At 59.0% G+C, this 20384-nt stretch carries 16 protein-coding genes and 1 rRNA gene; 12 read left to right on the top strand and 5 right to left on the bottom strand.

Annotated elements, in window-relative coordinates:
- Positions 1-168: 168 nt before the first annotated feature.
- Positions 169-1656, bottom strand: coding sequence for a YdgA family protein (locus ACIQAL_RS29170; protein WP_401151658.1), 1488 nt, complete (start codon positions 1654-1656; stop codon positions 169-171).
- A gap of 216 nt (positions 1657-1872) precedes the next feature.
- Here ACIQAL_RS29170 and ACIQAL_RS29165 point away from each other — a divergent pair, with 216 nt between their 5' ends.
- Positions 1873-2565: an HAD-IA family hydrolase gene (locus ACIQAL_RS29165; protein ID WP_401151656.1), complete on the top strand. Its 693-nt coding sequence runs from the start codon at positions 1873-1875 to the stop codon at positions 2563-2565.
- 39 nt (positions 2566-2604) lie between these two features.
- On the opposite strand, the gene ACIQAL_RS29160 is transcribed toward ACIQAL_RS29165, so the two are convergent.
- Complete coding sequence (locus ACIQAL_RS29160) at positions 2605-3570, bottom strand: LysR family transcriptional regulator (RefSeq protein ID WP_401151653.1); 966 nt, start codon at positions 3568-3570, stop codon at positions 2605-2607.
- A gap of 306 nt (positions 3571-3876) precedes the next feature.
- On the opposite strand from ACIQAL_RS29160, the gene ACIQAL_RS29155 reads away from it, so the two are divergent.
- The 5 genes from ACIQAL_RS29155 to ACIQAL_RS29135 all read left to right on the top strand — a co-directional run bounded on the left by ACIQAL_RS29155 (position 3877) and on the right by ACIQAL_RS29135 (position 8914).
- Positions 3877-4755, top strand: a complete 879-nt coding sequence (locus ACIQAL_RS29155) for an amino acid ABC transporter permease (RefSeq protein WP_401151650.1) — start codon at positions 3877-3879, stop codon at positions 4753-4755.
- A gap of 21 nt (positions 4756-4776) precedes the next feature.
- Positions 4777-5541: an amino acid ABC transporter ATP-binding protein gene (locus ACIQAL_RS29150; protein WP_110946697.1), complete on the top strand. Its 765-nt coding sequence runs from the start codon at positions 4777-4779 to the stop codon at positions 5539-5541.
- Between the two features lie 22 nt (positions 5542-5563).
- Positions 5564-6385, top strand: coding sequence for an ABC transporter substrate-binding protein (locus ACIQAL_RS29145; protein ID WP_401151646.1), 822 nt, complete (start codon positions 5564-5566; stop codon positions 6383-6385).
- A 109-nt stretch (positions 6386-6494) separates the two neighbouring features.
- Positions 6495-7679: an MFS transporter gene (locus ACIQAL_RS29140; RefSeq protein ID WP_401151643.1), complete on the top strand. Its 1185-nt coding sequence runs from the start codon at positions 6495-6497 to the stop codon at positions 7677-7679.
- 230 nt (positions 7680-7909) lie between these two features.
- Positions 7910-8914 (top strand): aldo/keto reductase, encoded by a 1005-nt coding sequence (locus tag ACIQAL_RS29135; RefSeq protein WP_401151640.1) that lies wholly within the window; start codon positions 7910-7912, stop codon positions 8912-8914.
- Positions 8915-9068: 154 nt separating this feature from the next.
- On the opposite strand, the gene lapD is transcribed toward ACIQAL_RS29135, so the two are convergent.
- Together lapD and ACIQAL_RS29125 are read right to left on the bottom strand one after the other, a co-directional pair.
- Complete coding sequence (lapD, locus tag ACIQAL_RS29130) at positions 9069-11012, bottom strand: cyclic di-GMP receptor LapD (protein ID WP_401151638.1); 1944 nt, start codon at positions 11010-11012, stop codon at positions 9069-9071.
- A 27-nt stretch (positions 11013-11039) separates the two neighbouring features.
- The gene (locus ACIQAL_RS29125) at positions 11040-11750 is read right to left on the bottom strand and encodes a transglutaminase-like cysteine peptidase (protein WP_401151635.1); all 711 of its coding nucleotides are present in this window, start codon (positions 11748-11750) and stop codon (positions 11040-11042) included.
- 327 nt (positions 11751-12077) lie between these two features.
- Between ACIQAL_RS29125 and ACIQAL_RS29120 the strand changes: the two genes are divergently transcribed.
- The 6 genes from ACIQAL_RS29120 to ACIQAL_RS29095 all read left to right on the top strand — a co-directional run bounded on the left by ACIQAL_RS29120 (position 12078) and on the right by ACIQAL_RS29095 (position 20166).
- Positions 12078-12821 (top strand): GntR family transcriptional regulator, encoded by a 744-nt coding sequence (locus tag ACIQAL_RS29120; protein WP_401151632.1) that lies wholly within the window; start codon positions 12078-12080, stop codon positions 12819-12821.
- 182 nt (positions 12822-13003) lie between these two features.
- Complete coding sequence (locus ACIQAL_RS29115; protein ID WP_401151629.1) at positions 13004-13759, top strand: thioesterase II family protein; 756 nt, start codon at positions 13004-13006, stop codon at positions 13757-13759.
- A gap of 663 nt (positions 13760-14422) precedes the next feature.
- Positions 14423-15199, top strand: a complete 777-nt coding sequence (locus tag ACIQAL_RS29110) for a DUF3050 domain-containing protein (RefSeq protein ID WP_166595880.1) — start codon at positions 14423-14425, stop codon at positions 15197-15199.
- Between the two features lie 49 nt (positions 15200-15248).
- Positions 15249-16193: a diiron oxygenase gene (locus tag ACIQAL_RS29105; RefSeq protein ID WP_401151627.1), complete on the top strand. Its 945-nt coding sequence runs from the start codon at positions 15249-15251 to the stop codon at positions 16191-16193.
- Entirely contained in the window at positions 16190-19645 is a 3456-nt protein-coding gene (locus ACIQAL_RS29100; protein WP_401151625.1) for a non-ribosomal peptide synthetase, read from the top strand. Before ACIQAL_RS29105 ends, ACIQAL_RS29100 begins: the two co-directional genes overlap by 4 nt.
- Before the next feature lie 32 nt (positions 19646-19677).
- Positions 19678-20166 carry an SRPBCC family protein gene (locus ACIQAL_RS29095; RefSeq protein ID WP_401151622.1) on the top strand — a complete coding sequence of 163 codons (489 nt, stop codon included), beginning with the start codon at positions 19678-19680 and terminating at the stop codon, positions 20164-20166.
- 132 nt (positions 20167-20298) lie between these two features.
- Here the strand turns inward: ACIQAL_RS29095 and rrf are convergent.
- Positions 20299-20384, bottom strand: a 5S ribosomal RNA gene (rrf, locus tag ACIQAL_RS29090); the annotation flags it as partial.

Here is a 20384-nt window from a genome sequence, read left to right as displayed (position 1 = left end):
CGTCGTACCTCCGGCGTCTCCCACAGAATTTGATGCACGCCGAAGCATTGCGGCCGGCATCAAATCCGGGATGTGAGTCGGCCCCGGAAAAGGCGGTCGACGCTTAACCTGTGGGAGCTGCCGGAGCTGTGCGACGGCCGCGAAAGCGGCCTGTCAGGCAACGAGAAATCAATACCCGCGATTGAACATCACCACCTTGCCCATCATCGCGGCGGCGAATTGTTGAGCGGTCATTTTTTCGCCATTGAAGTCTACGACGTCGTCGGCGTAGTGCAGGTTGGACACGATGTTGTCGCCCTCGACCTTGCCCACTTGCAGCATGATCGCCATGCCGCCCACCGTTTCAGCGGCGCCCTGCGCCTGTTGCGCGATGGCGGCCGGGTCAGTCAGGCCGGCCGACTGCGCTTGCAGCGAAGCGAGGTCACGGATCATTGGTTTGGACAGCACCAGCTTGGCGTCGGCCTGGGTCAGCAGTTGTTTGAGCAACGCAGCGCCTGGCTGGTCGAAGGACGTCGGATTCCCCAAATCCATCGTCAGGCTGAAATGGCTCTCGCCACTGGCCGTCTTCAACGACAGTTTTTCCAGCTCGATGTGGGGTTTGGCGGCCAGCATTTTGCCGACTTCCGCTTGCACCAGCGCCTGATCCGCCGCGCTCAATTGCGGGGTGTAGGACTCGCCCATCGCCGCAGCCGCCTGGGCTTGCGGCTGGATTTTGTCCTTGTAGATCTGCAGCAGGTTCTTGGTGGAGGCGATGTCGAAGTTGGCGAATTTCCACAGCATCTGCGACGAGCCGATGGCTTTGCCCGCGACGCTGATGTTGCCGATGTCGTAGCTCACTTGCGCGTTCAGGCTGCCTTCGACTTCCTGCAACAGGCTGGTGTTGACGAAATCCTTGAACTGGATCGGCGGCTGGCCAGCGGCCTGGAACGTGGCCGAGGACACCTTCGCGTCGCTGTGACCCAGATAGAAGCCGGACTTGCCTTTGGTGCCGCCCGTGTTGAAGGTCATGTCGTTGAGGGTCAAGTGAACCGGGCCCTCTTCGGAGGTCGCGGTCACGTCCAGGCTACCCAGCACGCCGTTGGCTTCGAGCTTTTCGCCGTCGGCGGTGCCCGACGCGTTCAGGGTGAAACCGGAGAATTTGAACGAGCCGTTCTGATCGTCGAACTGGAACGGCAGGAAGTCGATCCGGCCCTGCCCTGCGCGGTCGTAACCCATGCTGAAATGGGCGGTCAGCGGCGGTTGGCCGTTGGTCATGGCGAACCATTTCTCGGAGAAGACGTTCTTTTCCAGTTCGGTGTTGCTGGCAGCCATGACCGGCACCAGGTTCAACGACTTCACGCGGCTCCACGGAAACGGCCCGTGTTCGATGTTATCCACAAACAGCAACTCGATGGGCGCGCCTTCATTGAGCCTGGGATTCTGGATCGTGAACTTGTAATGGGCGGTGCTGGTGAAAAAATGCCGATCCAGCGACAGCAGCTGCACACTCGCGCTGCCTTCGTGGCCCGCCAAGGCGGTCTGGATCTGTTGGTTGCCCTGCTGAACGGCATCGCCGAGCACGCCTTCGAGGCGGGTGCCCGTGTACCAAGCGCCAGCGGTGATGAGAGCGCCTGCGACTATGACCACGCCTACGGCAATGTTGACTGATTTTTTCATGTGTCGACTCGAAGATGTCCGTTCTTGAAGAGAGGTGATGTCGTCCCTGACCCCGGAGGGTTCCGGCGCCACAACAGGGGCGCCGAGCAGCACCTTGCGCTGCCCAGAGCCCGGCGAGAGTAGCACCTGACGAGGTCATTTTGCAGCCGTTGCGCCTAGCCACGGCCTTTGCCGAGGCGTTAGGCTGGGCGTCACTCTGCAAACGGGATCGATGAAATGAGCAACGTGCAAACGCCGAAGGGGCCGATCAAGGCCGTGATTTTCGACATGGATGGCCTGTTGCTGGACACCGAGGGCATCTACACCGAAGTCACTGACACTATCGCCAAATGGCACGGCAAGACGTTCGACTGGGCGGTGAAGCAGCACTCCATCGGTCGTGGCTCGCAGGATTTTGCCGAATACGTGATCAACGCCCTTCAACTGCCGATGTCCGCTGAAGAATTTCTTACGGTTCGCCAGCCAATGCTCGACGAGCGCTTCCCTCACGCAACGCCGATGCCGGGTGCCGAAGCACTGGTGCGTCATCTCGCCGAGCACAATATTCCGATTGCCGTGGGCACCAGTTCGTCGCTGCACTATTTCAAGGTGAAGACGGATAATCATGGCGCGTGGTTCGAGCTGTTCCGCCATGTGGTGACCGCTGACCATCAGGACGTAAAGGCCGCCAAACCGGCGCCGGATATTTTCCTGACGGCTGCGCGGCTCTTGGGTGTCGATCCGAAAGACTGCCTGGTGTTCGAAGATTCGCCGTTTGGCGTGACCGCTGCCAAGACAGCCGGGATGTACGCGGTGGCCGTCCCGGATTCGCACATGCCAGTGGCGCAATACGCCCATGCGGACCTGATACTGGGGTCGCTAGCAGAGTTTCCGTTGGAAGATTGGGGGCTGCCGGGGTATCGCCGTTAAGGCATACGCTTTTGAATCTCGGGTGTGTCAGCCAGCGCCTTAAATCACCCGCTTCAAATCCACCCCCAACGCCTGCGCAAACGCCTTGACCAGCGGGCTTCTCGGGGCGTTTTGGCGGAGGATGAGGTTGAAGGGGGTGCGCAGGTGAATGAGGTCAGGACGCAGTGCGCGGAGCTGGCCGTCGCGGATCAGGTTGCGCGCAAAGTGTTCGGGCAGGAAACCGACGAAGCGCCCGGTGAGGATCAGCATCGCGACCGCTTCGACCTGAGAGGCCGACGCCGATTGGCTGTCGTCATTGACGAAACTGGCCTTGTCGCGGTGAATGGCATAGCGGTGGTTCACCACCTGGGAATGACGCAGGCTGTCGATGTCCAGTTCTCGGTCATCGACGTTGAACAGCGGATGCCCGACCGCGCAATACGCGTGGGACAATTCTCCATACAGCTCAAAATAATCAAACTCTTCGCGGCGCTGATACACCGGCACGAGGCCGACGCTCAATCGCCCTTCGACCACGCCCCGCTCTATTTCGTCGAGTTGTGAGGCATGGAGGCGCAGTCTTACTTTGGGCGCGTCATCGTGCATTGTTCGAAGCGCTGCAATTAACGGCGAACTTTGGTCGGACATCGTGTTGTCGATAACGCCAATACTCAGGTCGCCGATCAGTTCATTTTGTGCCGAACTAATCCGGTCGCGAAAAGTGTCCACCGAGGCAAATAGTTCGATGGCCGCCTGATAGACCAGCTTGCCTTCTTCGGTCAGGTGAAAACCTTCACGCCCGCGTGTGCAAAGGCGCATGCCGATACGAATTTCAAGGTCGGAAATTTGCTTGCTGATGGCTGCAAGCCCCACGTTCAGCTCGTTTTGCGCGGCACTGAAGCCGCCTGCCTCGACAACAGCCTGAAAAACCCGCAGGAGCTTGAAGTCCATTCCACTGAGCGATAAAGGGGGACGAATCCCCGGTTTGGGCGGCACGTTTCCAGAAGTGGAAAGTGGAGTTTCCATAATGCTTATTTACCTCGCCCGTCATATTCAACAGGCTTTGACCCACAACAAAAACATGCCCGATTGATAATAATGAACACAGAAAATGGCGATTGGCAACCATCTGCACGACGCCCTGATCGGTGACCCGGTCGCTGCAATCAGAGAATAAAACCTGACACTTCGATCAGGACTTTTAACGCGACACTGCCCCTCACTCTCAGCGAATACCCAGCCTCGGATGCGTGCCCGAACACTCGCCAATCCGCCTGAAGTGCACTCGCTGAAATCGAACATGCGCGGCTTGAACAGCTTCGGAGAGACACCATGAACCAGAATCCGGCAGAACGTCTGCAAGCCGAGCGCAAAAAGGCCGAAAACGAGTTCGACATCACTCAGTACGAACACGTCCCGCGTCGCTACTACGGGCGCATTTTCTTCGCCACGCTGATCGTCATTGCCCTGGCGGGTCTTGCCCGGGCGTTCGCCAACGGTCAGATCGAGTGGAGCTACATCGGCCAGTTTCTGACCTCCGAAGCGATTCTTTGGGGGCTGCTCAACACCATCATCATGTCAGTGTTGGCGATGGCGCTCGGTGTGGTGATCGGCGTGATCACCGCGATCATGCGCATGTCCGCCAACCCGATTTTGCGTTACGTCGCGATCACCTACACCTGGCTGTTTCGCGGCACGCCGCTGATTCTGCAATTGCTGCTGTGGTTCAACCTGGCGCTGATCTTCCCGGTCATCGGCATTCCCGGCCTGTTTCAGCTCGATACCGTGAGCCTGATGACGCCTTTCGTGGCCGCGCTGCTGGGTCTGAGCATCAATCAGGGCGCATACACCGCCGAGGTAGTGCGCGCGGGTCTGCTGTCGGTGGACACCGGCCAGTACGAGGCCGCGAAATCCATCGGCATGCCGCGTTTGCAGGCGCTGCGTCGGGTGATTCTGCCCCAGGCGATGCGCGTGATCATTCCGCCGGTGGGCAACGAATTCATCGGCATGGTGAAGATGACCAGCCTGGCCAGCGTCATCCAATACTCCGAGTTGCTGCACAACGCTCAGAACATTTACTACGCCAACGCCCGCGTCATGGAGCTGCTGATCGTCGCCGGTATCTGGTACCTGGTGGTGGTCACAGTGCTGTCGTTCGGTCAGAGCCGTCTGGAGCTGCGCTTCGCGCGCGGCGCCGGCAAGCGCTCGTAAGTCAGGCCCTGGAGAATCGCCATGAGAAGCATCGTCAAAGCCGTCGGCCTGAACAAATATTACGACCAGTTCCATGCCTTGAAAGACGTCAGCATCGAGGTCGAGCAAGGCGAGGTGCTGTGCATCATCGGGCCTTCGGGCTCGGGCAAGAGCACGCTGCTGCGTTGCGTCAATCAGCTGGAAAAGATCGACAAGGGCGGCCTGTGGGTCGATGGCGAACTGGTCGGTTATCGCATCGTCGGCAATAAGCTGCATGAGCTGAACGACGCGCAGATCGCCCGTCAGCGCCTGAGCACCGGCATGGTGTTCCAGCGTTTCAACCTGTTCCCGCACATGACCGCGTTGCAGAACGTGATCGAAGGCCCGATCCAGGTGCTCAAGCGTTCGCCCAAGGAAGCCAACGAAGAGGCCGTCGAACTGCTGGCCCGCGTCGGCCTTGCGGACAAGCGCCATTCCTATCCCGTCGAACTGTCCGGCGGCCAACAACAGCGCGTGGCAATCGCTCGCGCGCTGGCGATGCGGCCCAAGCTGATGCTGTTCGACGAGCCCACTTCCGCCCTCGACCCGGAGCTGGTGGGCGAAGTGTTGTCGGTGATGCGCGACCTGGCGCACAGCGGCATGACCATGATCGTCGTGACCCATGAGCTGGGCTTCGCTCGCGAAGTCTCCAACCGCATGGTGTTCATGGACGGGGGCCAGATTGTGGAGGCCGGCAGCCCGGAAGACATTCTAATAAGCCCACAAAACCCAAGAACCCAAAGCTTCATTTCTGCCGTTCGCACCTAAACCAGAACAAACGAGAACGACCATGAAAAAAATGATCCTCCCGACGTTGCTCGCAGGCCTGATGGCCTCCTCCGCGGTCTTTGCTGACGTGCCCGCCAGTCTCAAGGAAAAAGGCGAAATCACCGCCGCCATCGTGCCGAACTACCCGCCGATGGACTTCAAGGACACCAGCACCAACACGCTCACCGGTCTCGACGTGGACCTCGGCAACGCGCTGGCCGAGCGTCTTGGCGTGAAAATCAAATGGCAGGAAACGGCTTTCGAACAGATGGTCAGCGGCCTGGTGACCAAGCGCTTCGACATCATTCTGTCGGGCATGACCGATACCGCCGAACGCCAGAAGTCGGTGACTTTCATCGATTACTTCACCAGCGGCCCGCAGCTGTACACACTCACCAAAAACACCGAGCTGAATCAGCCTGAAGACCTGTGCGGCAAGAAAGTCGGCACCAGCCGTCGCACCACCTGGCCTGCGGAAATCGCGGCGTGGAGCAAGGAAAACTGCGAGGCCAAAGGCAAACCGGCCATCGTCGTCAGCGGTTCCGAAGGCTCGGCCGATGCTCGTGCGCAACTGCGTCAGGGTCGTCTGGACGCCGCCATGCAAGGCAGCGAAACCATTCCTTACCTGATGTCGCAGGAGAAGGACACCTACAAGCCTATCGGCCTGGCGATCTCCAAGCAGTTCACCGGTCTGGGCGTGAACAAGTCCAATCCTGAGCTGGCGAAGGCGATTGCCGAAGCGATGCAAGCGATGGTCGATGACGGCACCTACGGCAAGATCCTGAAGAAGTGGGAGCTGGAACAGGGTGCAGTGACCAAGGTCGGGATGGATCAGGGGCAGTAAACCGGGGCAGATCTAACCCTGTAGGAGCCCGCAGCAAGCCGGCTCCCACAGGGGATTGCGTTGCCCGCGAGACCTGCGCCAAGGTTTTCATAAGGACATAAAAACAACAATGGCCACCTATTCCCTCGTCATCCGTCGCCTGATGGTCTGTTCGCTGACCATCGTCATGAGCCGCGCGATGACCAGCCCGCTACTCACGTTGTTCCTGAGCACCAAGCTGGGGTTGAATCAGCAGGACGTCGGGCTGTTGATGGGCATCGCGGTGTTCCTCGCGACGCTGCTGGGGCTGTACGGCGGGTACATCATCGATCGGCTGGAAAAGCGCAAGCTGCTGATTCTGGCGATGCTCTCCAGTGCCATCGGCTTCACGCTGCTGACCTTCGCCCAGAACGTTTACCTGACCACCCTGACCCTGGTGATCACCGAAACCGCCTCGGCGCTGTTCCTTATCGGCTCCAAAGCGATCATCAGCGAAAACCTCCCCATCGGTCAGCGCGCCAAGGTGTTTTCGTTGCGCTACACCTTGACCAACATCGGCTATGCCACCGGCCCCATGCTTGGCGTGCTGATTGCCGGGCAACTGCCTTTGGCGCCGTTTCTGATTGCCAGCGCCATCGCCTTCGGCAGCATGTTTCTGATGATCGGCATCCCGCCGACCGTGGCGGACAATCAAAACCAGCCACGCAGTTTTCTCGACACCCTCGCCACGCTGAAGAGCGACCGTACGCTGATCCTGTTCACCGGCGGCAGCCTGCTCAGCACCATCGTTCACGGCCGCTACACGCTGTACCTCTCGCAGTTTCTGCTGGTCACCCACACCCCGGCGCAGGCCCTGAAAATCCTCTCTGCGGTGTTGGCCTGCAACGCGATCACGGTGATCTTGATGCAGTACCAGATCGGCCGTTTTCTCAAGCGCGAACAGCTGCCGTACTGGATTTGCCTCGGCACTGCGCTGTTCGCCGTCGGACTGTTCGGCTTCAGCTTCGCCCAGACGACGGTGGCGTGGTGTGCGGCAATGTTCGTGTTCACGCTGGGCGAGATGATCATCTACCCGGCCGAGTACCTGTTCGTCGACACCATCGCCCCGGAACACCTGCGGGGCAGCTACCTGGGCGCACAAAACCTCGCGGCCTTCGGTGGCGCGATGAGCCCGGTGATCTGTGGTTATTTATTGATCAACTCGCCTGCACCAACGATGTTTTACGTGCTGGCGGGGCTGACAGCGGTGGGTGGAACGCTGTGCTTTTTAGCCGGCCGCAATGCGCGGCTCATGAACGCCGATGCCGCTGTATGACGCTGGCATCACGTCCACCGCGACCCTGTTGCAGGAGCGGCAAGCCGGTCGTCGGCAGCGCGTCATTGAGTCCACCCTGGGCTTTAAAAATTGTCACTTTTCAAATCCGCCACAAACAGGCGAGTATGTCCGGCCTAGAGCTGTCGGTCTGAATGGCCTATGCGCAACCTCTTGCGAGCTGCCTCAGACTGTCCTGATTTCCACTTCCCTGACGAAAAGGATATCGAGCAATGAACCACCGCATTCTTGGCCAATCCGGCCTCAAGGTTTCGACACTGACGCTGGGCTCCATGATGTTCGGCGTGCAGACCAGCACCGAAGAGTCGCTGCGCATCATCGACAAGGCCTGGGATGAAGGCGTGAATTTCATCGACACCGCTAACGTCTACAACGCCGGACGCTCCGAAGAAATCGTCGGCGAAGCCATTGCCTCCCGCCGCAGCGAATGGGTGCTGGCCACCAAGGTAGGCAGCAGCTCGGGCAACAGCGCGCCGAACACCAGCGGTCTGAACCGCAAGCACATTTTCAATGAAATCGAATCCAGCCTGCGCCGTCTCGACACCGATTACATCGACATTCATTACCTGCACAAAGAAGACCACAGCACCCCGCTGGAAGTGACGGTTTCCGCCATTGGCGACCTTATTCGCGAGGGCAAGATCCGTTACTGGGGCGTGTCCAACTTCCGGGGTTGGCGCATCGCTGAAGTGGTCAACGTCGCCGAGCGTCTGGGCGTCGACAGACCCGTGATCAGCCAGCCGCTGTACAACATCGTCAACCGTCAGGCGGAGCTTGAGCAGATCACCGCCGCCAAGTTCTACGGTCTGGGCGTCGTGCCTTACAGCCCCTTGGCGCGCGGCGTGCTCAGCGGCAAATACGCGCCGGATGTCACACCGGATAGCAGCAGCCGCGCAGGCCGTCAGGACAAGCGCATTCTGGAGACGGAGTGGCGCACCGAGTCGCTGCACATCGCGCAGAAATTGCAGCAGTACACCAAGGATAAGGGCGTCGGCCTGGTGGAGTTCGCCATTGCCTGGGTGCTGAACAACCAGGCAGTGACCTCGGCCATCGTCGGCCCGCGCACCGAAGAACAGTGGGACAGCTACACCAAAGCGCTGAGCGTGAAGATCACGGCGGAAGATGAGGCGTTCATCGATTCGCTGGTCACGCCGGGTCATGCTTCGACGCCGGGGTTCAATGATGTGCAGCACTTCGTGACGGGTCGGTATCTGTAACTCCTCCGGCTTTCTGAATCCCTGTGGGAGCACATTCATTCTGGGCGGCATCCCGACGAAAAGGTGTTCAGGCGACGCATTCATGTCGACTGAACAGGCCACTCGCGAATGAATTCGCTCCTACAGGTTGTTAGGCGAGCTCTGGTCGGGCGCCTCATTCCCAAGGCGCAGGATCACCAAACAACTGCCCCTGCACCCCCTTAATCCCCATCTCCCGCAGCACGACAAACTCCCCTTCCGTCTCCACCCGCTCGGCAATCAGCGGCAGATCGATGCTGTGCGCCGCCCGTTGAATCGCCTCGATGAACAACCGTTTGTGCCGCTCCTGATCAATGGCCCGAATGTAGCTGCCTTCGATTTTCAGGTAGGCCAATCCCAAACTCGACAGGTTGCCAATCATGCTGAACCGACCACCGAAGTGCTGCAGCGCCAACGAATAGCCTAAATCCTTGAGACGGCGAGTCAGTGCTTCAAGGGTCTGCTGATCAGGCACCTGCTCCTCACCGATTTCCAGGATCAATCGAGGGGCCAGATGCGCGTGGCGCTTGAGCAGGTCCATGACCTCGTTCAACGCGCCCGCGTCGGAAAGCGTCGCAGCGGACAGGTTCAGCGCCAGCTTCAGGTCATGTCGAGGGAGCTGGTCGAAGACCGTTTCGAGCATCACCCGGTCGTGCCGCGCCGACCAGCCGAAGCGCTCGATCCACGGCAGGAATCGCCCCGCGGGCAGGGTCTGCGATTCGTCGTCGATCACCCGCGACAACACCTTGAAATGCAGCACGCGGCTCACGTCGCGGGCGTCCATCACCGGCTGGAAAAACAGCTGAAAACGGCGTTCGGTCAGGGCTTGATCCAACAGTTCGTACCACGCGTGATGATCATCTTCCAGGCTTCCGACCGCGCTGTGTTCGATGCAATACCAGATGCGGTCGGTCTGGGTTTCGGCTTGGGAAAGCGCCTGATCACCAAGGCCCAGCAAGGTCTGCGCTGAATCGCCAGGGCTGTACGGTGCCAAACCGATATACGCAGCGGGGCTAACGTCCGACGCGCCGGTGCCACGCAGGCTGCACAACGCCGTTTCCAGTTCATAGGCCAATTGCAGCGCTTCTTCCTTCACCAGCCCCGGCGCCAGCACGGCAAACTCGCCCCCGCGAATCCGGCTGATCAGATGCCGCGCTTCGGCGTGATTGAAACACTGGCGCACCAGCACATCGCTGACGGCCACCAGCAGCGCATCGGCTTTCTGGCTACCCAAGCGTTCGTTGAGCCCTGTCAGGTCGTTGACCCGCATCAGCAGCAGATAGCCCGAGCGTGCGTCCTCGACCTGACTGACGTGCGCGTGCAAACGCATGTCGAAATAGCGGCGATTGGCGAGCCCCGTCAGGCTGTCTTCGTAGGATTCCATGCGCAGTTTTTCGGTGCGCTCGGCCTGTTCGAGAAACAGCGCCTTGAGCTTGTCGACCATCTGGTTCATGGCCTGCACCACCCTGCGCAGCTCAGGCGTCATTGGCAGTTGCGGCACGCTGAGAAATTCGCGGCGGCCAATGGCCTGAGACTGCTCGACCAGATAATCCAGCGGCCTGAGCTGACGCCGCAGCAGCCACGCCCCCAACAGAAAACTCACGGCCCCGCACAGCAACAACCAGCCTAGATTGCCCAGCGCGGACTGCCATAGCTTGCCGATGGCGAACATGGGATGGCTGACCACTTCAACCCGGGCCGCAGGCCGCCAGCCACGGCTGACAATCGCGCTGGCTCCTGCGGGCTGCAAGGCGATCAGTTTGATGAACCAGTCCGGCGCGGTCGCTGCAGGCACCGCGTTACGCTCGACGATGACTTTGCCCGTTGCAGGGTTTACCACACGAATCCGCGCGTAATAGCCGCTGTCGAAGATCGAGCTGACCACCAGGTCCATCATCGTCGGGTCATCCACCGACGGCGTCAGGGACAGCGCCAGCGCCGTGGCTGCGTCTTGTGCGTGGGAGCGCAGTTGGTTCACGTATTGGTCGCGGGAGCTTTCCAGGCTGACCATGAAGCCGCCACTGAAAGCGACAAGCATGAACACGCAGATGGCAAGCAACAGCTGTTTGAACAGGGTCATGGGCGATTCCTTGTTCTGTCGAATGGATCAGGGCGTATTGCCCTCGACCGGAAAACCTTCGGCTTTCATCTTGTTCAACACGTCCTGCCAGCGGGACAGCTGTTTGATATCCCCCGCGATACTGTTGCTCCCTATGGTGGCGTCCGTGGCATCCGGCAACCAAACGCCCTCACCGTTGAAGGCATACACCGGCAGCAGGTCCTTGCGTGCGTCGGCCGGTTCCAGGCTGTCGGTGAGGCTGTCGAGCACGATCGGCTCGCCATCCTCGTCCGGGTAATACGTGAGCACCATATGCGGGCGCTCGGGGTTGAGGACCTTGACGTACGTGATCAGCAGCTTGTCGGCGGGCATACCCCATTGCCGCAGGCTGAAATACTTGGCGATGGCGAAATCCTCACAGTCGCCAGCGCCCTTCCACAGCGCCTCGACAGGCGTGGCCCAATAATCGTCGACGCGCCATAAATCGATGTCTTCGACGTAATGCAGATCCCGATTGAAGAAGAGGTTGACTCGCTGCAGCAGCTCCAGGTCGGTGGCAGGCCTGCGCCCATTGAGCATCGCCCGCCACTCATCGACCCGGTGACGCCCCTCCACCGAAGCGCCATACAGCGCAGTCGCTCGACGGGTGATCAGCGAGAAATCCCAGTCGGTACTCGCCAGACTCGCCAACACGACACCCGTCAGCAGAATCTGACAAAGCGTGCGTACAGGGCGGTCGAGGACGAATCGGATCGCCAAGGCAGTCAGTCCATGGGATCGACCGGAGGTACTCGCTGTCGAGCCTCCAACCGAGGAAAATAATGGCATCTGGCGATCATGGCCTTGCGATTCAACGACTTCGATCGACTGCCGGCATGCGCGTGGAAATGCCTTGTCCAGGCGACCGTTTTCCGACGCCCCGTGTCGATGTCAGGATAGATCACCGTACGCACATGAATGTCAGAAACCCTTGTAGAATGCGGGCCGCCTCGGGCGAGTCAAAGACTTTGCAAAGTTTGACAATGCCAGACACGGCCTCTAGTGTTCCATTGGATCCAATGCCCGATCAGTGAAGAAGAAATAACGATGCGCAGGACAGAGAAAGAGCAGTTTCTCCGAGAAATTCTAGGGAATGAACAACCGCCCGCGCACATGGCGCGCGCCGTTATTGAAGAGAAACTGCGTAGCGCGATTCTCGATGGCCGCTTGCCAGCCGGGATCGCCTTGCGCCAGCAGGAGCTGGCCACACTGTTCGGTGTCAGCCGTATGCCTGTACGCGAAGCGTTGCGCCAGCTTGAGGCTCAATCGCTACTGCGCGTCGAAACCCATAAAGGCGCCGTCGTTGCACCACTGATCAATGAGGACGCGACTGACGCCTACGCGCTGCGCATTTTGTTGGAGTCTGAAGCCCTGCGGCAGTCGATCCCGCTCCTCACCGCCCAGGACATTGCAACTGCCCGGGATTTCATCGAACAGCTTGAGGTTGAAACCGACTACACGCGGATCGGCACGCTCAACCGAATGTTCCACATGACGCTCTATTCCCGTGCGTCCAATAAACGCCTACTCAAGCTGGTCGAGGACGGGCTGAACGAGGAAGAACGTTTTCTGCGTTTCAACCTCAAGTACATGGGGCTGGGCAAGCTGTCCCAGCACGACCACCTGGAACTGTTGCAGATGGCTGAGGCTGGCGCCATCGAGTCGACCGTCAGCGCCCTCGCCCACCACTTGAACCGTGGCGTCGAAGCCATCAACGGATATCTGAAAAGCCGTCCAGCGGAAGTCGCCAACTCCGCCACGGCGTCAAGGAAGCGCGCCCTCGCTCCGTGAGGGTTCAAAGACCGTGGATAGCGACTGTGCACGGTCCAGCATTCGCACCCCTGCCTGTGTTCGCGGCGAGCGAGCAGACGAGGCATGGGGCTGATCGAGCATCGTAATGTGCGATGCCAGCGCCGAAGGACCCGGCCCCACGGTTATCAGTAGCCCGCGCTTGCAGGCTTGGGGAAACCTGAGTGTACGCCGAGAAAAACAAATGGCTGATGGTTGTCAATTCCGGGCAACCCATCAAAACACGCCTGATCTGCTTTCCCCATGCGGGCGGCGATCCAGAGCAGTTTCGTGACTGGTCGGAGGGCCTGGCGGATCACATCGAACTGGTCACCCTCCGTCTGCCGGGGCACGGCAGCCGTCTCAAGGAAACGCCGTACGATCAATGGGCGCCCTTGCTTGAAGACGCCTTTCTTGCGTTAGAACCTTACCTGACCAAGCCCCATGCCTTTTATGGCCACAGCTTCGGTGGCCGTGTCGCGTACGAGATGGCCCGACTGGCCCAGGCACATTACCCGGACCTGACACGCCACCTGTTCATTTCCGGCTGCCGCAGTCCTGACAGCCAGCAGCCTGAGCCCTATCTGCACACGCTCCCCAAAAACGACTTCATCGACGCGTTGATCAAGCTCGGCGTAGCGCCAGACACGATCCTGCACGACAAAAAGCTCATGCGCCTCTTTGAACCGGTGATGCGCAGCGACCTAAAGCTTTCGGAATTGTGGTCGCATTGTCCCGACGGCGGGCTAAATATTCCGTTGACCGCCCTCTACGGCAGCGATGATCCGGTCGATACCGCCGTCAGCATGATGAACTGGCGAGCCTTCACCCGCCGCGAATTCGAGCTCATCGAAGTCTGTGGCCGTCATGACTTTCTCAAATCACAACGCCACCGCCTGCTGCACATCATCAATACACACCTGGGATTGCTGGGGGCGTGATCGTGTTCACGCCCTTCCTGCCTGCATAACCCTCCTCTCCTCACGCTCGTAATTCTCTCTGCGTTAACGCAGCACTTTGCTGTGTTTCAGGCAAACTCGGCTCAAGAACACGCCTACAGTCGGTTTCGTAAACGCGATTCTCATGGAGCAACGAAAGGAGTTGTGCACAGGGCGGAGACGTAATGACGGACTTCTATCAACGTCGCCCACAAAATTCTTCCCAACCGATTATTCAGTGTAAGAGCAACGCTGAACGAGGCATTCGTTCATTATTATCGATTCTGACTCTATTGAGCTGGAAGGGTTGCTTGCATCCAAATAAAACATTGAGCGCATGTTTTATCAGGCCACATCACGCTCCATTTTTAGTGCAAATAAATATTATTAAAAAGTATTTGCGCCCGAATTAAAAAGTGCTTTAACGTTTTCTCGTCGCCACTTGAACGACGCCAAAGGCATCGATTCTCAAGGGTAACAAAGCGAACAGCCCCCGCAGCCAGGGCGGCTGACCCCAACGCGCTTCACTTTTGGACGACGTTTTGTTCACGGCCCGTGTTTGCCTGTTTTTCAACTATGCGTGAAACAAACACCGACCACACCGGTGCAGTTTCGCACCACGTCTAAAACAAAGCGTTCGAACTCACACATTTCAAGGACGTCATCATGAACATTCAAAAACAACTATTGAACCGCAAGAAATCAGAACTAAGTGCTCACCCGATATTTTCTGAAATTGATTCTCTGGATGTATTGCGACGTTTCATGGAGGCTCATGTTTTCGCGGTCTGGGACTTCATGTCACTCACCAAGCGACTGCAACAGGAGCTGACCTGTACCCGGCTTCCGTGGCTGCCGCCCAAAGACCCGAAGGCCGCTCGCCTGATCAACGAGATCGTGCTGGGCGAGGAATCAGACGATCGACTCGATCATGGCCACTACAGCCACTTCGAGCTGTATCTGGATGCCATGCGCGAAGTCGGCGCCAGCACGACGCGCATTGAACGCTTCGTCGAGCTGCAAAAAGATGGGGTTCCGTACGAAGCGGCGCTGAACCGCGTTAACGCAGGCAGCGCCGAAGCAGGCTTCGTGCGGGACACCCTCGACATCGCCCTCAATGCGCCCGCTCACAGCGTCGCCGCTGCCTTCCTGCATGGCCGTGAAAGCGTCATCCCGCAGATGTTCCAACGCATCCTCGACGATTGGGGCATCACGGCCAACCAGGCGCCGACCTTCCGCTACTACCTGGAACGCCACATTGAAGTTGATTCGGAAGACCACGGTCCCGCTGCGGAATCGCTGCTCGCCCGCCTGGTCGATGGCGACGAACAACGCGAGCAACAAGTCTACGAAGCCGCCATCGCCGCCGTGGAAAGCCGCATCGCGCTGTGGGATGCCCTGCGCGTCAGCATGCGCGAACCGGCGTTGGAGGTCAGTGCATGAGCCTGTCGCAGCACCTCGACTCCCCTTCAGCCCACACAAGGACGACATCATGAAAGCCGAAGACTATTTATCCTTTGCCGATGCCTGGGAAGGCCGTGCGACGATCCGCACCCGCCCGCGCCGCATCGTCGAAAACGACGAAAAACTCATCTATCCCCTGAGTCGCCAACCGTTGGTGCTCAGCGACACCTTCACCCGCGAATGCCCGCACCTGCGCGACTTCGCGCTTATCCAGAGCCTGTACAAGTTCATCAACGACGTGGTGATCTTCGAGACAGAAATCGTCGACAAGACCGCTCGCAGTATCGCCAAGGACAACTTCGCGATCCGCTTCCCGTTCGCCTGTCGGTACGACGCCATGACCGTGGTGGTCGATGAGGACTACCACGCGCTGGTCGCCATGGACTTCATGCAGCAGACCATCGCCCTGACCGGTATTCAGCCGATCCATCTGCCGCTGGAAATCGAATTGAGCCGGGCGATTCCCGCTGCACTGGCCCTCGCGCCTGACCCTCTGCGCAGCGCCGTAGAACTGATCTGCGTGGCCATCGCCGAGAACACCGTGACCAATGATGTCGCGGCGTTCGCCAAGGACGACACGGTCAAGCAATCGATCAAGGGGCTGATGGCCGATCACTTGCTCGACGAAGGCCGGCATTCCGGATTCTGGGCGCGCCTGGTGCGCATCTACTGGAATGCCGCGCCCGAAGAAGACCGCCAGACCATCGCACAGATCATGCCGGTGTTCATTGCTCAATATTTAACCAACGACATTCAGAAATCCTTTGATTTCGTGTTGATCGAGCATCTGCCGGTGTCCGAGCCAGTCAAGCAAGCCCTTCGGGACGAAACCCAAGCGATGAGCTTCCCGATCAATCGCCATCACCCGCTGGTGGGCAACATCGTGCGTTTCTTCAAGACCAGTTCAATGCTTGATTCGCCCTGCGTGCAACACGCTCTGGCCGACTACTTGCCGGTAGGGGGAGTGCAATGAAACGTCTGGAAATTGTGCTCATCGGCCACAGTCAGGCCCTTGACGAGCTGGCCGTGGAACTCGATAGCCATGGCCACCTGCTTCATCGACTCATTGATGCTCAGGCTCTGGAAGACAGTGAGCTGACGGGCTCATCGATGCTCATTGAGGATGGAACGCTGGATCTGGCGAGCGCGCGCCTACAAGCGTTCAAGACAAGCGTGCATCTGGGGCTACGTGCGGGGCTGACTCCCGATGTGCAATCCGGATTGCCGCAGGTCGAATTGCTCTGCTGGTACGGGTCGGCCGTTGCGCAGCGCCTGATCGTGCGAGATACCGTGCCCACCGAGCCCTCTGGTAATGGGCGCATGCTACGCGACCGTGCAGTGGCGACGCTGACCGATCATGTGGCGCTATTGGTCAGTCGTTTCTCCCGTGATGCCGAACATTTCGAGCGAGATGAACGGGTCGAACCGCCCCAAAGCGAATGGCAGGAGGGCTTGCACGCGCTAGATCGGCTGGCCTTCGAGCATCGCTTCAATCGCACGGCACAGCCGCACCTGCTCGGGATTGCGCAACAGCCTTTGGTAGCTCGGCTGGACCGCGCTTTCGCCACGTTCGCTGACCGCCGAGCGTTGAGCATCGACGGCGAACACATCAGCTACGACACCCTGCGCGCTCACAGCGTCGCCATCCAGGCACTGATGCAACCGCTTTTGCTGGGTTCGTCAGACAACGAGCCACCGGTGATCGGCATCTGTCTGCCTAAATCAGCAGCGTTGTTTGCCGGGATTCTGGCGATTCTGGGATATGGGGCGGTCTATCTGCCGCTTGACCCCAGCCAGCCCACTCCGCGTCAGCAGTACATCCTGGAGAACGCCAAAGCGGTGCTGTTGCTGCATGACGGCCAGCACCCGCTTGCCGGACAGTGTGTGCCGGGGCTGGACATCAGCCAGATAGATGTCACTGACTCGCCTCAATCGCTGATGCGCCAGACGGTCGCCCCTGATGCGCCCTGCATGGCGCTGTACACCTCGGGCACTACCGGGCATCCGAAGGGCGTGATGCTCAGTCAGCGCAACCTGAGCCACTTCACGGCTTGGTACGCCGAATATGTCAGCCTGTCCGAGCGCAGTCGGGTGTTGCAGTTCTCGACCTTAAGCTTCGACTCCTCGGTGATCGATATCTTCCCCACCCTGCTCAGCGGCGCTGAACTGGTGGTTGCCAGTGAGGATCAGCGACGTGACCCACTGCAGTTGGTGGAGCTGCTGGATCAGAACCTGAGCCACGCCTTTCTGCCGCCCGCACTGCTGAGCATTCTCCCTCTTGAAAAACCGCTAAACCTTGAACACTTGTGCACCGGGGGTGATGTCTGCGAACCCTATGTCATCAAGCGTCTGGCTGCGCAGTGTCAGTTCCACAACCTGTACGGCCCCACCGAGGCAACAGTGCTGATCACCGCCGGACAATTTCAGCCAGGCAGCAGCAATCGCAACCTCGGACGCCCGATCGCCAACAGCCAGTTGCTGATTCTCGATGAGCAGATGCAGCCTGTAGCCGAGCAGACGGCGGGAGAGCTTTACATTGTCGGGCCTGGCGTGGCGTTGGGTTATATCCACAACTCGACTCTGACGGCCGAGCGTTACGTGCAGATTCCACTGGGTGACGGAAAAACCCTTCGCGCCTATCGCACCGGCGACATGGGTAAATGGACCGACGCGGGTATCGAGCTGGCCGGGCGCCGTGACAATCAGGTGAAGATTCGGGGTTTCCGCGTCGAGCCTGAAGAGATCGAGCGTTGTTTGCGCGACAGCCAGCTGTATCGCCAAGTCGCGGTGGTCGTCGATGAGCAACGTCGAATCCTGGCGTTTCTGGCCCAGCCCCATGGCCCCGAACCCGACGCTGCACGCGCCCTGTTGAAAACCCATGTAGAACGTTTGCTGCCCGATTACATGCGACCTGCGGCGTATACCGAACTGGCGAACATGCCGTTCGCCAACAACGGCAAGGTCGATCGCAAAGCGTTGCTGCAATTGCCAGTGAACATGATCGAGCAGGTGCCACGTCGCCAACCTGAAACCGAGAACGAACGCCTCTTGCTGACATTGTGGGCTGATCTGCTGGAGCTGCCGCCGGGGGATATTTCTACCGAAGAGAGCTTCTTCAATCTCGGAGGACACTCGATTTTGCTGTCGCAGATGTTGTTGGGCATCCGCGAGCAGTTTGGGCGGAGCATTCCCATCAACCGCTTCATCGAAGCCCCGACCCTGATCACTCTGGCCTCGTTGATCGACAACGACGGTGCCTCCTCCTGGACCGTCAGCCCGCAGGCGATCAAGGATGCAATGACGCCACTGGATCTGCCGGTGTTACCCGTGGGCAAGCTCGGAGATGTGCACAAGGTCATCGTCACCGGCGCCAACGGCTTTCTTGGCGTGCACATCGTCGAGGCACTGCTGGCATGGGGCGCGACGGAGGTGGCGTGTCTGGTACGCGAGGGCAATGGGTCGACGGCCCAGGATCGATTCGTCGAATCCTTGCGTGAAAATCGACTGGAGCATCTGGACCTGAACCGGGTACGTGTCTATGCCGCCGACATTACCCAACCGCAGTTGGGATTGAGCGATGAGGTGTACGAACGGCTCGACCGCGACTTCGGCGCGCTGGTGCACAACGCGGCCAACGTCAACCACGTGCAGGATTACGAAACGTTGGCCAAGGACAACGTCACGCCAATCTTTGAATGCCTGCGGTTGTGCGAAGGACGCAGTAAGAAGGTGTTCAACTTCGTCTCAACGCTGTCAGCGTCGAGTGCCGTTGACGCCGATGGCAGCGTGCTGGAGGCGCCTGCTGCTGACACACCGCCGATCTACATCAAGAACGGCTACAACCTCTCCAAATGGGTCGCGGAACGTGTTCTTCAGAAGGCGCGCGAACAAGGCGTCTGGGTCAACATCTACCGGCCCGGCAATATCGCATTTAACAGCGTGACCGGCGTCTGCCAGCCTCACAAGAACCGCCTGATGCTCATGCTCAAAGGCTCGATGCAATTGGGACAAGTACCTGATTTCTCGATGACCTTCGACCTGATGCCCGTCGACTTCCTCGCCCGCTTCATCAGCTTCCATAGCAGCCGTTATCAGCCTGCTCGCGCTGTATTCAATCTCCACAACCCTGAACCTTTGAGTTGGAGCGGCTACGTCGATGCGTTTCGGGAAGCGGGTCGCGAATTCGAGATGGTCAGCGTGGCGCACTGGCAGACCCAGCTCAATCGGGTCGACAGCCAGAACGCGCTGTTCGGCGTGCTCGGCTTCTATCTCGACGGTTTCGAAGAGGACATCGGTGACATCTCAATGATCGCCTATCAAAACGCTCTCGCCGGCGTGCAGCGAATGGGCGAACGCTATCCGCAGAAAACCCCGGCACTGCTGCGCAAAGGCTGCGACTACCTGAAAGAAATCGACTTCATCTAACCGCAACACCCACGTACGTAATGGAGAACGACATGAACGCAATCAACAAAATCGACGCATTGAAACCCGACACGCTGATCGCCAATCCGACAGGCACACCTGTGGTGTCGTCAGTTCAGGTCGCAGCGCGAGCGGACAAGGTATGGCAAGTCGTTGGTGACTTCGGAGGATTCACGAAATTCATTCCGGCCCTGGACAGCATTGAAGTGATTGGTAGCGGTGTTGGTTCGATCCGGCACAAGCGCTTCAAAGAGGGAGGGCTGGAAGTGGTCGAGCAGCTCAACTCGCGTAATGAAAAAGCGTATTCCATGACGTGGACCACGATCTATAACAATCTGGGCGTTGGAAATCTGTGGGCTTCAATGACTGTTCTGCCCGCTGGTGAAGGTAGCTGTGTCGCGACCTGGACCATCATTGCCGAGCCGGGTAAGGGAAATGCTGCCAGCGCCATGGAGTTTCAGACATTCCTGCAAGGCTTCGCAGATGACGCAATGAGCAATGTGCAGAAGTTGTTTGGCTGATCTGCTCTAAACACACGGCCAGCTTCGGTTTCGGTCTGAGCGTGCTTTTCGTTTGATGGCTGGGGTTCTGTTATTTGCCCACTGAAACGACAAAACCCCATCTGCGCGAGCAGATGGGGTTTCGGAATTTAATCTTGACGATGACCTACTCTCACATGGGGAAACCCCACACTACCATCGGCGATACATCGTTTCACTTCTGAGTTCGGGATGGGATC

This window comes from Pseudomonas sp. NPDC088368 (assembly GCF_044753445.1).
Taxonomy (GTDB): Bacteria; Pseudomonadota; Gammaproteobacteria; order Pseudomonadales; family Pseudomonadaceae; genus Aquipseudomonas; species Aquipseudomonas bambusae.
This window is presented reverse-complemented; position numbering and strand designations above follow the sequence as displayed.

Coding starts and splice junctions, on each gene's coding strand:
- ACIQAL_RS29110 (WP_166595880.1), top strand. CDS start 14,423: ATGAACATTCAAAAACAACTATTGAACCGCAAGAAATCAGAACTAAGT.
- ACIQAL_RS29100 (WP_401151625.1), top strand. CDS start 16,190: ATGAAACGTCTGGAAATTGTGCTCATCGGCCACAGTCAGGCCCTTGAC.
- ACIQAL_RS29165 (WP_401151656.1), top strand. CDS start 1,873: ATGAGCAACGTGCAAACGCCGAAGGGGCCGATCAAGGCCGTGATTTTC.
- ACIQAL_RS29140 (WP_401151643.1), top strand. CDS start 6,495: ATGGCCACCTATTCCCTCGTCATCCGTCGCCTGATGGTCTGTTCGCTG.
- ACIQAL_RS29135 (WP_401151640.1), top strand. CDS start 7,910: ATGAACCACCGCATTCTTGGCCAATCCGGCCTCAAGGTTTCGACACTG.
- ACIQAL_RS29155 (WP_401151650.1), top strand. CDS start 3,877: ATGAACCAGAATCCGGCAGAACGTCTGCAAGCCGAGCGCAAAAAGGCC.
- lapD (WP_401151638.1), bottom strand. CDS start 11,012: ATGACCCTGTTCAAACAGCTGTTGCTTGCCATCTGCGTGTTCATGCTT.
- ACIQAL_RS29105 (WP_401151627.1), top strand. CDS start 15,249: ATGAAAGCCGAAGACTATTTATCCTTTGCCGATGCCTGGGAAGGCCGT.
- ACIQAL_RS29160 (WP_401151653.1), bottom strand. CDS start 3,570: ATGGAAACTCCACTTTCCACTTCTGGAAACGTGCCGCCCAAACCGGGG.
- ACIQAL_RS29145 (WP_401151646.1), top strand. CDS start 5,564: ATGAAAAAAATGATCCTCCCGACGTTGCTCGCAGGCCTGATGGCCTCC.
- ACIQAL_RS29095 (WP_401151622.1), top strand. CDS start 19,678: ATGAACGCAATCAACAAAATCGACGCATTGAAACCCGACACGCTGATC.
- ACIQAL_RS29120 (WP_401151632.1), top strand. CDS start 12,078: ATGCGCAGGACAGAGAAAGAGCAGTTTCTCCGAGAAATTCTAGGGAAT.
- ACIQAL_RS29150 (WP_110946697.1), top strand. CDS start 4,777: ATGAGAAGCATCGTCAAAGCCGTCGGCCTGAACAAATATTACGACCAG.
- ACIQAL_RS29170 (WP_401151658.1), bottom strand. CDS start 1,656: ATGAAAAAATCAGTCAACATTGCCGTAGGCGTGGTCATAGTCGCAGGC.